This is a genomic window from Intrasporangium chromatireducens Q5-1 (assembly GCF_000576575.1).
Taxonomy (GTDB): domain Bacteria; phylum Actinomycetota; class Actinomycetes; order Actinomycetales; family Dermatophilaceae; genus Intrasporangium_A; species Intrasporangium_A chromatireducens.
Genome location: NZ_AWQS01000124.1, coordinates 1 through 11,560, shown reverse-complemented (window position 1 = coordinate 11,560; position 11,560 = coordinate 1). Strand labels below are relative to the sequence as shown.

The window sequence follows — 11,560 nt, the reverse complement described above, 5'->3', positions numbered from 1 at the left end:
CGAAGGGCCAGTTCCTGACGCAGACGTTGGCGACCCACCGGCGCTGCTCACCGCTGCGAGTTACGGTGGGAGCACGGTCGATCCGGACCACTGGCGCGGGGCAGGAGGAGCAGGAATGGGTCGGGCACGGCGCGCTCGCCGCATCGCGCAGCAGGCTGTCTACGGCGGAGGCGGCGCGGCCGCGGCCGTGGGCGCCCTCGGGCTCGCCGGCTACGGCGTGCTGCGCATCGAGGCCGAGCTCGCCAAACGCATCGTCGGGTCACCCTTCGACGGGGCACCGGACGACAACGGGACGTACGGCTACGGTCCCGGGGACCCGGTGCGGTTCGTCATGCTCGGCGACTCGACGGCAGCCGGTATGGGCGCGACCCATCGGGAGCAGACGATCGGGGCGATCATCGCCCACGGCGTCGCGGCCCTCTCAGGTCGGCCGGTCGAGCTGGCCAACGTCGCGGTCGTCGGGGCCGAGTCGTCCCAGCTCGGCGACCAGGTCGTCCGCGCCCTCGAGCGCGTGCCCGCCCCTGACGTCGCCGTCATCTCGATCGGGGCCAACGACGTCACGCACCGCAATGACCGAACCGCCATGGTGCGCCACCTCGAGATGGCCGTGAGCCGGCTCAGGGAGGCGGGCGCCGAGGTCGTCGTCGCCACCTGCCCGGACTTCGGAGCGCTCCAGCCCCTCCCCCAACCGCTCAAGTGGCTCGCCCGGCGCTGGTCGCGCGACCTCGCCGCTGCCCAGACGGTCGCCGTCGTCGAGGCAGGTGGTCGCGCCGTGTCGGTCGGCAACCTGCTCGGGCCGAGCTTCATCAGCGAGCCGAAGGTGATGTTCAGCGAGGACCGGTTCCACCCCTCTCCCGCTGGCTACGCCCGCCTCGCCGCTGCCCTGCTCCCCTCGGTCGTCGCCGCGCTCGAGCTGCTCGGCAAGCAGAGCAGCACTCCAGCGCCGAACCCCAGGCGGGGCGAGGGTGTCGGTCCACTGCCGGTGGCGGCCACCAAGGCCGTGCTGCAGCCGGGCAGCGAGGTGGGGCCTGCCGAGATCGCCGGCGACACCCGGGGCCCCCGTGGCCGTTGGGCCGTGCTGCTCCACCGGGTGCGGCCGCCAGTGCCTCCACCCGAGGTGTCGCCACCTGGCGACCTGGTCAGGCCTGATGAGCGGTCAGAGACCAGTCCGACCTGATCGATGGTCGGGATTGTGCTCCCGACCGTCGGGATTGTGCGCTCGATCATGGAGTGCGCGCTCTCCATGATCGGGCGGTCAGCCCATCACTGGAGCTGGATGATCTGGTCCGCCGGCGGCGCGGTGATCGCGAGGTCCTCGTTCCACTGCGAGAAGGTCAGCTGCCCCGGGCTCTCCTTCGTCCCGGTGAAGCGGACGAGCTGCATGGAGGCCTTGTCGACGTAGAGCGCGCCGTTCTCCTTGCCTGACTTGTCGGTGAGCACCCAGCAGTCCTGCCCGTCGACGCTGTCGGAGCGGACCTTCCCGTCGAGGTCGCCGTTGCCGAGCGAGCCGAAGGCCTGGTCCATGAACGACTTGAGGTTCACCTGGTCGGCCATGCCGCTCGCGCTCGCCGGCGCCTTGACGAACTTGTCGCCGGCCTTCTGCACCGACTCCGGCGCGCCCTGCGACTTCCAGAACTTCTCGTCGCCCTGCAGGTAGACCTGCCCGTCGACGGCGATGAGGTGGACCTTGCCCATCGCGGCCTGCTCGAGGTGGATGTCCGACGTCTTGCCGTCGGCGGTGCCCTTGAAGGCGATCTTCATCGTCTCGCCACCCTGCTCGATCTCCCCGTCGAAGGCGGCGGACTTCGCAGCGAGCGCGTTGGCCTTGACCTTGCTCAGCACCTCGGACGCCTTCGGGGCCGACGCCTGGGTCGTCGGCGCGGCCGTCGTGGTCGTCGTCGTGGCCGCGCTGCTCGACGTGGCCGCGGGGGCCTCGTCCTTCGAGCAGGCGGCCGCGCCCAGCGTGATGGCCAGCGCGCCGGCGAGCGCGACCGAGCGGCGGAACGTGCGGATCATGTGTCTCCCCTGTCGTGGGGCGCCCCCACCGGGGCGCTACCTCACGCGCCTCGGTGCGCGTCGTATCGGTCAAACCCTAACGAACCGGCGGCACCGGGGCCGGTCCGTGTCGTCGGCCACATCGGGCACCCCAGCGGGCGCGAGCACTACCGCGAACCGCGGTGGGCGGCATACGATCGCGTGGGGGTGAGCGCCCGCTTACCCGTCTCATCGAGGAGGACCCGTGCCCGAAGCCGTCATCGTCTCCACCGCCCGCTCCCCGTTCGGTCGAGCGTTCAAGGGCAGCCTCAAGCAGGTCCGCCCCGACGACCTCGCCGCGACCGTCATCCAGGCCGCGCTCGACAAGGTGCCGGCGCTGGACAAGAACCTCATCGAGGACATCTACCTCGGCTGCGCCGAGCCGTCGGGCCGCCACGGGTCCAACATGGCCAAGGTCGTGTCGACCCTGCTCGGCATCGACAACACTCCCGGCGCGACGGTCAACCGGTTCTGCGCCAGCTCCGCGCAGACGACGCGGATGGCCTTCCACGCCATCAAGGCCGGCGAGGGCGACATCTTCGTGTCGGCCGGCGTCGAGTGCGTGTCGCAGTACACCGACTGGGCCGGCGCGGGCGGCGCGGCGACAGACGTGCAGAACCCGCGGTTCGCCGACGCCCAGGAGCGCACGGCCAAGCTGGCCCAGACGAACGAGACCTGGACCGACCCGCGTGAGAACGGCGCCCTCCCCGACATCTACGTCGCCATGGGCCAGACGGCGGAGAACGTCGCGACCGCCTACGGCATCAGCCGCGAACGCCAGGACGAGTGGGGCGTCACGTCCCAGAACCGGGCCGAGGCCGCCATCGGGCGCGGGTTCTTCGACTGGGAGATCACCCCGATCACGACCCCGGACGGCACCGTCGTGAGCAAGGACGACGGCCCCCGGGCGGGCGTCACGCTCGAGGCCGTCCAGTCGCTGAACCCGGTCTTCCGCGAGAACGGCACGGTGACGGCGGGCAACTGCTGCCCGCTCAACGACGGCGCCGCGGCCCTCGTCGTCATGAGCGACACGAAGGCCAAGGAGCTCGGCCTGACGCCGCTCGCCCGCGTCGTCTCGACCGCCGCGACCGGCCTGTCCCCCGAGATCATGGGTCTCGGCCCGATCGAGGCGAGCAAGCTCGCGCTGCAGCGGGCCGGCATGACGATCGGCGACATGGACCTCTACGAGATCAACGAGGCCTTCGCCGCCCAGGTCATCGGGTCGGCCGACGCACTCGGCATGGACTACGACAAGCTCAACGTCAACGGCGGCGCCATCGCGATCGGCCACCCGTTCGGCGCGACCGGCGCCCGGATCACCGGCACCATCATCAACGCGCTGCGGGACCGTGACCAGCAGTTCGGCCTCGAGACGATGTGCGTCGGCGGCGGCCAGGGCATGGCAGTCATCTTCGAGCGCCTCTCCTGACGCTCGTCTCGAACGGGCCGTTCCTGGTCGAGCGGGTCGGTCTACCGACCCGCTCGATCTCGAGCGGTCCGTTCGCGTTTCTGGAGAGCCCTCCGTATGCCGCTGAGCTCGCTCGCGACGTCGGTGACCCGGGTGCCCGGCCGGCTCGGCCCGAATGCGGCGCAGTGGTCATGCACCATGACCCTGAGCTGGTCCATCAGGACCGCGGGGCCCAGGTCCGGGACCTTCGTGGTCGCGCGGCTGCGGGCCTGCGCCACGTCGTCGGCGAGCCGTTGGACGAGGTCGGCGGTGAGCGGCATACAGGAAAGCGCGTGGTCGAGCGGCAGCTGGTGCCACCGCTCGACCACGCGCTTCAACTCGTCCGCGACGTCGCGCGGGACTGGGTTGCTCAATCGCGCATCCGGGCGAAGAGTCGCACGAACTCGATGTAGAGCCAGACCACCGAGACGATCAGGCCGTGCGCGAGCAGCCACGAGTACTTGCGGGGCGCACCCATCTTGACGGCTTGGTCGATCGAGTCGAAGTCGATGGCCAGCGAGTAGGCCGCGAGGCCCGTGCCGAAGAGCGAGATGACGATGCCCAGGCCGCCGCTGCCGCCGAAGCCCCAGCCACCCAGGACGCCGAACATCTGCAGCACGAACTGCAGCAGCAGGAAGATCATGTAGCCGCCGATGGCGATCGTGAACATCCGGCGCGCCTTGCTCGTGACCTTGATCAGGCCCGTCGCGTAGCCGGCGTACATCGCGGCGAAGGTGCAAACGGTAGCCAGGACGGCCGTCGGGACGACGCCCTGGTACTTCTCGACCGAGTTGATCGCGAAGCTGAACGCGCCGAGGAAGACGCCCTCGGCGATCGCGTAGAGGACGATGAGCGGCACGACGACCTTGCGCATGAACGCGATCGCGAGTCCCAACCCGAGCCCGACGAGCATGCCGCCGAGCCAGAGTGGACTGGCGAGCGACGGCGTCTTGTCGACCATGAACCAGGTGACCCCGCCCGCGGCGACGAGCAGCGCGAAGAGGCTGAGGCTCTTCATGACGACGTCGTCGAGCGTGACGCGGCCGGTGTCGACCGGGCCGGCGCTCTGGCGCGCGTACATCTCGTTGAGCTGGTCAGCAGAGAGGGTCTGCTGGGCGGCGTAACCACCGGTCGCGGGCTGTGTCCCTTGGTAGGGCGAGCCCTGGGGCGGCGGAGCGCCGAAGCCGGCGTACCGCTCCTTCTCGATCTGCTTGTTGAGCCGGTCGAAGACCGGGTTTCCGTTGGCCATGTGCTGTGTGCCTCCCCGACACTGAGGGCCACCCATCGTGGCGACTGTCACCACCCTAAACGGTTGGAATGACACGCCTTGTTCCCGGCTCGCCTGCATACTGTGTCGTCACGCCCCCGTAGCCCAATCGGCAGAGGCAGGCGACTTAAAATCGCTCGAGTGAGGGTTCGAGTCCCTCCGGGGGTACGCAGTTGGGGTTGAGTTGCTCCAACCGGTCTAGCGCCCGGCCGGCCCGGGCGCGGTCCGTTCGATGATGAACCGGCCCAGCTCTTCTTCGTCGGTGAGGTCGACGTAGGCGACGTCGTGCCTGTCAGCCGTATCGGGCTTGGCCGGTTTGGCGGCCGACGTCGTCCCGTCGCTGCCGGTGAGCTCGTCGAAGACCGAGACGTAGTTGCGTGCCTGCGCCGTCCAGTCGAGGTCGGTGGACACCCGCCGGCGGCCCTCGAGGCCCAGCTGCAGCCTCAACTCGCCATCGTCGAGGAGTCGCTCGACCTGGTCGGCGAAGCCCGACACGTCGCCCGACTCTGCGTAGAGGACGGCGTCGCCACCGGTGACCCGGGTCTCGACGAGGTCGAAGGAGACGACGGGCAAGCAGTAGGCCATGTACTCCATCGTCTTGTTCATCGTGGACAGGTCGTTGAGGGGCGTCTTCAGGTCCGGGCCGAGTCCCACGTCTGCAGCAGAGAGGTAGTCCGCGATCATCCCCTTGTCCGCGCGGCCGGTGAACGTGACGACCTTGTCGAGATCGAGCTCGGTGCACCGACGGCGCAGGTCCTCGTAACAGTCACCGAAGCCCAGCAGCCAGGCGTGCACGTCCTCGCGGCCGCGCTGGTGGACCAGCTCCGCCATGACGTCGAGGACGAGCTCGACCCCGTCCTGCGGCCCCATGATCCCGAGGTAGGCGAGCGTGAAACGCGCCGGCTTGCGCTCCGCCAGCTTCGAGTAGATCGGCCGCATGACGCTCGTGTCGGGACAGCTGCGCACGACGGTGACGTCCTCGGCGCGGCGGTGGCCACGACGCATGGCGATCGCGCGGTACGAGTCGTTGGTCGAGATGATCCGGTCCGCCGTGCGGAACGTCATCCGCTCGAGCCAGAGCAGGCCGCGGTACTGCAACCGCTGGGCGAGACCCCTCGGCTGGCCGAAGCGCGACAGGAACAGCTCGGGGTTCAGGTCATGGTGGTCGAAGACGAAGCGCACGCCGCGCGACCGCCAGAGGCGCGCGAGCGCCCAGTAGGTGTCGGGCGGGTTGCAGGCTTGCAGGACCTGGAATGGCTTGCGATGCCACACCGTGAGCGAGAGACGGGCCGTCCGCAGCCAAGAGTAGACGAACTCCAGTACGTATCCCGGCAGTCCCTCTGCCTGGGGAGCGGGACGGTACTTGTAGATGTGCACCCCGTCGATCAGCTGTCGGCCCGGGTCCCCGGGGCCCTTTGGACAGATGACACTGACCTCGTAGCCGCGGGCCCGCAGGGCCTGGCACTCCAGCCACACCCTCCGGTCGAGCGGTACCGGCAGGTTCTGCACGATGATGAGGACGTGCGGTGCTCCAGCCACCGTCCGATCGTGGCACGGGCCGGTCGAGCCCGTCCGGCGAACGCGCCATCGTGAGGCGCGGACGATCCCCCATCGGCTCAGCCGACTGGACTCCGGCCAGACGGATCATGCACCCGACCGAATGGTCGCCAGAACGCCGAGATGGTCCGCGCCCCGGGTCGCAACTCTGTCCACCGCCGTGACGACGAGCCCCCGGGAAGTGAGGACGTGGTCGATCTGGACGAGCGCCGGCACCGTGACGCCGAAACGCCGCTCACGGCCCGCTGCCGGAAAGGTCGGCTGGAACCCGCCGTTGACCGCATCGACCGCGTCCACGAAGCCCAGTTTCTCGAGCGAGCGGAGCGGCCGGTGGTCCAGGGTCGCGTTGAGGTCCCCCGCGACGACCACGGGCCCGTCGGCCTGGTCCAGTCGACCCCGGAGGGCCTCGAGGACTGTCGCCATGTCCTCCTGCCAGACACCGGGCCTGTAGGGCTGGACAGGATGCAGCGCGAAGAGCGTGATGGGCCCGACCGGGCTTGACTCAATCCGAACCGAGCGGCCGTTGCCATGCAACCGGATCGGCGCGTCGTCGGTCAAGGGATACCGGCTGTACGCAACGGCACCCCCGTCGGACTCGGCGACGAAGGGCAGCTCCTGTCGAAGGTCTGAAGCCTGCACGGCCGCCCACTGCTGCTCGCCGAGGTCACACAGGACGAGCACGTCGACGTGACGCTCGCGGACCTCAGCTACAACGGCATCGGCATCGCCGTACTCGAGGTTCTGGGTCATGACGACAATGGCCGGGCCAGCCGCGACCGGGCGCTCACCAGAGTAGAGCGGCGCGAGCCACACGACGTGAAGGGCGCCCGCGACGAGTCCGAGCAGGGCCAGCACTGCAGCCAGCAGCCGCACACCGCCTCGGTGCAGCGCGACCAGCGCAGCCGTGACGAGGACGAGAACGACGGCCGGGACCAGGCCAAGGGGCGTCAGCCCGACAAGCTCGACGCCACGCCGGCCCTCAAGGTCCAGCAGCCGCGGTGCAGTGAGGAGGCCGGTGCCGGCCAGGGCCAGGCAGGCCACGACCCACAGCAACCACCGGCCCACGAGTGCGGCCGTCCCCCGCGCCATGGCGACCCGCTCACTCGACCAGGGACCGGGCGATGCCGTCGAGGATGTCGTGCTCGGAGGCGATCACCCCATCCAGTCCCGCCGCGCCAGCCACCCGCTCGATGATGCGGCTCCAGACGAGGGCTCCGGCGCCGATGACGTCGACTCGACCGGGATGCATGTAGGGCAGCGCCGCCCGCTGCGCGCGAGTCATGTGGAGCAGGTCCGCGGCAGCCCGGAGGATCTCGTCGACGGGGGCCTTCGACAGGTGGATGGCGGCGGAGTCGTACGTGGGGAGGCGCAGCTGGTGCGCCGCAATCGTCGTCACCGTGCCTGCCAGCCCGACGAGCGCGCGGACCCCCTCGAACGGCACCACGTCGGCGGCGTCGTCGATGGCCGCATCGATGTCCCCGACCGCGGCCGCGATCTCGGCCTCGGTGGGCGGATCGCTGACAAGATGCCGCTCGGTCATGCGGACGCAGCCAATGTTGACCGACCGGGCGGCTTCGACCGCGTCGGTGCCGCGGACGAACTCGGTCGATCCGCCGCCGAGGTCGACGACGAGATACGGCCCGGCGACACCTTGGGCAAGGAGGTCGCCCGTTGCGCCGGTGAACGACAGTCGCGCCTCCTCGTCCCCCGTCACGACCTCAGGCTCGACCGGCTCGCGCCACTCGTCCGCGAAGGCCGTCCGAACGCCCTCGGCGAACTCACTGGCATTGCGGGCGTCGCGGGACGCGGACGTCGCCACGAACCGCACCTTCGCGGCCCCGAGCGAGCGGCACTGAGCGGCATACTCCCTCGTCGTGGCGAGGGTCCGCTCCATCGACTCGGCGGCAATCACCCCGGTGCGGTCGATGCCCTGGCCGAGCCGGACGACCTCCATGCGGCGGACCACGTCGTGGAGCGACCCGGCCGCCGGGTCGATGTCGGCGACGAGGAGCCGGATCGAGTTGGTGCCGCAGTCGATCGCGCCGACGCGCACAGCGTCACCCATCGCCGGCCTCCAGCTCCTCCGCGGCATGCTGCTGGGCACAGGACGTGGGCGTCCACCAGTCGTCGAGCATCGCCAGCGCCTCGTCGCCGAGCGGGTTGACCCCCGGCCCCTCGGCCAGCGAGTGCGCCACGAGGACGTGGAGGCACTTGACCCGCGTGGGCATCCCGCCCGCGGAGACACCATCGATCTCGGGGACGTCGCCAAGCTCCGCGCGGCTCGCGAGGTAGCGCTCGTGGGCCTGCCCGTATGCCGCTCGCAGCGTCGCGTCCTCGGCGAGGCGTGCGCTCATCTCCCTCATCACGCCACCGGTCTCCAGGGTGCTGATGGCACCGGTGAGGCGGGGACAGGTGGCGTAGAACGTCGTGGGGAACGGCGTGCCGTCCGGCAGACGGGGCTTGGTGCGCAGGACGTCGGGCTCACCGCACGGACAGCGGTGAGCGACCCCTGCGACCCCCCGAGGGCTTCGACCCAGCTGCCGGGCGACGGCGTCCAGGTCCGCCTGGCTCGCCGCGCCCCTGTCAGACTGGTGGCTCATCCCGCGCCGGACCCGCTGTCGGGGACCGCATCACCGGCCGTCCGGCCCGTCGCGCCCGCCGCCGGACGGTCGGCGATCTGGACGGACTGCCACAGCTTGCCGTACCAGGGTGCCGAGTCGTTCGCCATGGGAGCAGCGACGATGGCCTGCTCGCCCTGCGGCTGCTCCTTGGCGGGCGGCGCGCCGATGACGGTGTAGACCTTCTCCCCCACCTTGACGAACTTGAGCCGTTCACGAGCCTGCTGCTCGATGTAGGCCGGGTTCTTCCACAGCGCGGCCTGCCGCTCCAGGTCGGCGACCTGGACCTGCTGCTGCGCCACCTTCTCACGGAGTGCAGCCGTCTCGTCCTGCTGCTGGATGAGAGAGCGGATGGTCGGCACCAGCGTGACGGCCAGCATGACGACGATGCCGACGAGGATCGCACCGCGCACCCAGGCCGTCGACGGGGCTGGCGGAGTCGGCGCGACGCTGCGGACTCGTGCCGCACTGGCCGGCCGTTCGGTGCCGCTGCGTTGGCGGCTCGGGCGCGAGCTCGGCCGGGTCGCCGTGCGCCGCGGCGTGGTGCGGGCACCAGCCGTCCGGGAGCGGGCGCCCGTCGGCGTTCTCCCGGAACGAGATGGTGTGCGGTCGGCCATGCTGACGATCAGCCCTCGTGGGCGTAGCGGTTGCGGTCGAAGCGCGGGAAGGCGCCGGCGCCCGCATACACGGCCGCGTCGTCGAGCTCCTCCTCGATGCGCAGGAGCTGGTTGTACTTCGCCACTCGCTCGGAGCGAGCCGGGGCCCCCGTCTTGATCTGGCCACAGTTCGTCGCCACGGCGAGGTCGGCGATCGTCGTGTCCTCCGTCTCACCGGACCGGTGGCTCATCATGCAGCGGTAGCCGTTCGTCTGGGCGAGCGTGACCGCGTCGAGCGTCTCGGTCAGTGTCCCGATCTGGTTGACCTTGACGAGCAGCGCGTTGGCGATGTTGCCGTTGATGCCCCGGGACAGGCGCTCGGGGTTGGTGACGAACAGGTCGTCGCCGACGAGCTGCACACGGTCGCCGAGACGCTTGGTGATCGTGCCCCAGCCCTCCCAGTCCTCCTCGTTGAGGGGGTCCTCGATGGAGACGAGCGGGTAGGCGTCGACGAGCTCGGTGTAGTAGTCGGCCATCTGGGCGGCCGTCTTGGCGGCGCCTTCGAACTGGTAGGCACCGTCCTGGTAGAACTCCGAGGCGGCGACGTCGAGGGCAAGGGCGATGTCCTTGCCGGGCACGTAGCCGGCGGACTTGATTGCCTCGAGGATGACGTCGAGGGCCTCGCGGTTGGAGTCGAGGTTGGGCGCGAAGCCGCCCTCGTCGCCAAGTCCGGTAGCCAGACCGCGGTCGTGGAGCACCTTCTTGAGTGCGTGGTAGACCTCGGTCCCCCAGCGCAGCGCCTCGCGGAAGCTCGGTGCGCCGATCGGCGCGATCATGAACTCCTGGATGTCGACGTTGGTGTCGGCGTGCGAGCCACCGTTGAGGATGTTCATCATCGGCACGGGCAGAACGTGGGCGTTCGGCCCTCCGACATAGCGGAAGAGCGGCAGCCCGGCCGACTCGGCAGCGGCACGGGCGACGGCGAGCGAGACGCCGAGGATGGCGTTCGCCCCGAGGGTCGACTTGTTCGGCGAACCGTCGAGCGCCAGCATCTCGCCGTCGATGAGGCGCTGCTCGCTCGCCTCGAAGCCGATCAGGGCCGGGTTGAGCTCCTCGATGACGGCATCGACGGCCTGCTCCACACCCTTGCCCTGGTAGCGGGCAGTATCGCCGTCACGACGCTCGGAGGCCTCGAACGCTCCGGTCGAGGCGCCGGACGGCACCGCTGCCCGCGCGAAGGTCCCGTCGTCGAGACGGATCTCGACCTCGACCGTCGGGTTGCCGCGGGAGTCAAGGATCTCGCGGGCGCCAATCTCCTCAATGCTGGCCACAGAGCTCTCCTGGATGGCGACCCCGTCGCCGGAGTCTCGGTCTGCACGTACGGGGTCGAGCCTAGCCCGTCGCCGCCCGGGTTCCGGGGAGCGACTCGGATGGGGGCCGCGACCGCGCATTTGTCCACACAAAACCCAGAACGGACAGGTCGGACAAAAATGATTTAATTGACACTCTCGGCCATTTCCGACGTATTGCCAGATCACTTTTTACATTCCCCTGAAATGCAGTTTGCGCATCGACAGACTTGCAAGTGTTCGTCTGGCCCACGGGCCGGACCGGGGGTCTGCAAACGCGTGGGGTGGGTGATCGGCTGTGGCCCAAGCGGCTGGACAGCTCGACTTGACGCTTCTCAACGCCCGCACCCGACCGAGCGTCATGACGCATCGACGTCATCGCCGAGCGATGCTGTACTGGCCAATCGCGTTGGCAACTGGCGACTTTGCGATCATCGCGCTGGTTCTGCTCTTCGCCATGGTCAGTCGGCCGAGGCTGTCGTTCTTCCACAACTCAGCGCAGGAGCTGCCCGGTGTAGTCGAGACCGTGGGCATCTGGATGACCCTCGGGTGGATGCTGGTCAACGTTGTCACCGGCGCTTACGCAAGAAGCAGAATCGGGGCGGGCACGACGGAATACGCCCGCATTCTCACCGCCGCAGCCGCCACGGCTGGACTCACCGGCGTGGGCTGCTATTTGGCCGATTTTCAGC

Annotated in this window: 11 protein-coding genes, 1 tRNA gene and 1 pseudogene; 4 read left to right on the top strand and 9 right to left on the bottom strand. The window is 69.6% G+C overall.

Translation table 11 applies throughout. The features are described from left to right. Positions 1 to 115: 115 nt before the first annotated feature. Positions 116 to 1,177: an SGNH/GDSL hydrolase family protein gene (locus N864_RS14090; protein ID WP_034717906.1), complete on the top strand. Its 1,062-nt coding sequence runs from the start codon at positions 116 to 118 to the stop codon at positions 1,175 to 1,177. 86 nt (positions 1,178 to 1,263) lie between these two features. On the opposite strand, the gene N864_RS24705 is transcribed toward N864_RS14090, so the two are convergent. Next, entirely contained in the window at positions 1,264 to 2,016 is a 753-nt protein-coding gene (locus N864_RS24705) for a hypothetical protein (protein WP_155892943.1), read from the bottom strand. Positions 2,017 to 2,239: 223 nt separating this feature from the next. Here N864_RS24705 and N864_RS14080 point away from each other — a divergent pair, with 223 nt between their 5' ends. Beyond that, complete coding sequence (locus N864_RS14080) at positions 2,240 to 3,463, top strand: acetyl-CoA C-acetyltransferase (RefSeq protein WP_034717905.1); 1,224 nt, start codon at positions 2,240 to 2,242, stop codon at positions 3,461 to 3,463. A 41-nt stretch (positions 3,464 to 3,504) separates the two neighbouring features. Here N864_RS14080 and N864_RS14075 read toward each other — a convergent pair whose 3' ends face one another. Both N864_RS14075 and N864_RS14070 read right to left on the bottom strand, forming a co-directional pair. Continuing rightward, complete coding sequence (locus tag N864_RS14075) at positions 3,505 to 3,855, bottom strand: hypothetical protein (RefSeq protein ID WP_051518590.1); 351 nt, start codon at positions 3,853 to 3,855, stop codon at positions 3,505 to 3,507. After that, a complete protein-coding gene (locus N864_RS14070) occupies positions 3,852 to 4,730 on the bottom strand; it encodes a Bax inhibitor-1/YccA family protein (protein ID WP_034717904.1) in 879 nt (292 codons plus the stop codon). Before N864_RS14070 ends, N864_RS14075 begins: the two co-directional genes overlap by 4 nt. Before the next feature lie 112 nt (positions 4,731 to 4,842). Here N864_RS14070 and N864_RS14065 point away from each other — a divergent pair. Next, positions 4,843 to 4,916: transfer RNA gene (locus N864_RS14065), tRNA-Leu, on the top strand. A gap of 30 nt (positions 4,917 to 4,946) precedes the next feature. Here N864_RS14065 and N864_RS14060 read toward each other — a convergent pair. The 6 genes from N864_RS14060 to eno form a co-directional block, all read right to left on the bottom strand. Continuing rightward, complete coding sequence (locus N864_RS14060) at positions 4,947 to 6,287, bottom strand: glycosyltransferase family 4 protein (RefSeq protein ID WP_034717901.1); 1,341 nt, start codon at positions 6,285 to 6,287, stop codon at positions 4,947 to 4,949. 105 nt (positions 6,288 to 6,392) lie between these two features. Beyond that, a complete protein-coding gene (locus N864_RS14055; RefSeq protein ID WP_051518589.1) occupies positions 6,393 to 7,394 on the bottom strand; it encodes an endonuclease/exonuclease/phosphatase family protein in 1,002 nt (333 codons plus the stop codon). Between the two features lie 10 nt (positions 7,395 to 7,404). After that, on the bottom strand, positions 7,405 to 8,370 hold the full coding sequence (locus tag N864_RS14050; RefSeq protein ID WP_034717899.1) for a Ppx/GppA phosphatase family protein: 966 nt from the start codon (positions 8,368 to 8,370) through the stop codon (positions 7,405 to 7,407). Continuing rightward, positions 8,363 to 8,905, bottom strand: coding sequence for a DUF501 domain-containing protein (locus N864_RS14045; RefSeq protein ID WP_034717898.1), 543 nt, complete (start codon positions 8,903 to 8,905; stop codon positions 8,363 to 8,365). Before N864_RS14045 ends, N864_RS14050 begins: the two co-directional genes overlap by 8 nt. Beyond that, the gene (locus tag N864_RS14040; protein ID WP_240474333.1) at positions 8,902 to 9,336 is read right to left on the bottom strand and encodes an FtsB family cell division protein; all 435 of its coding nucleotides are present in this window, start codon (positions 9,334 to 9,336) and stop codon (positions 8,902 to 8,904) included. The genes N864_RS14045 and N864_RS14040 overlap by 4 nt, the downstream gene beginning before the upstream one ends. 212 nt (positions 9,337 to 9,548) lie before the next feature. Next, the gene (gene eno, locus N864_RS14035; RefSeq protein WP_034717895.1) at positions 9,549 to 10,850 is read right to left on the bottom strand and encodes a phosphopyruvate hydratase; all 1,302 of its coding nucleotides are present in this window, start codon (positions 10,848 to 10,850) and stop codon (positions 9,549 to 9,551) included. A gap of 343 nt (positions 10,851 to 11,193) precedes the next feature. Between eno and N864_RS14030 the strand changes: the two are divergent. Further along, positions 11,194 to 11,560 (top strand): annotated as a pseudogene (locus N864_RS14030) (sugar transferase); the annotation flags it as partial.

Bases quoted from the DNA above. Each gene is read 5' to 3' on its own strand.
- N864_RS14090 (WP_034717906.1), top strand. From the start codon at position 116: ATGGGTCGGGCACGGCGCGCTCGCCGCATCGCGCAGCAGGCTGTCTAC.
- N864_RS24705 (WP_155892943.1), bottom strand. From the start codon at position 2,016: ATGATCCGCACGTTCCGCCGCTCGGTCGCGCTCGCCGGCGCGCTGGCC.
- N864_RS14070 (WP_034717904.1), bottom strand. From the start codon at position 4,730: ATGGCCAACGGAAACCCGGTCTTCGACCGGCTCAACAAGCAGATCGAG.
- N864_RS14055 (WP_051518589.1), bottom strand. From the start codon at position 7,394: ATGGCGCGGGGGACGGCCGCACTCGTGGGCCGGTGGTTGCTGTGGGTC.
- N864_RS14050 (WP_034717899.1), bottom strand. From the start codon at position 8,370: ATGGGTGACGCTGTGCGCGTCGGCGCGATCGACTGCGGCACCAACTCG.
- N864_RS14045 (WP_034717898.1), bottom strand. From the start codon at position 8,905: ATGAGCCACCAGTCTGACAGGGGCGCGGCGAGCCAGGCGGACCTGGAC.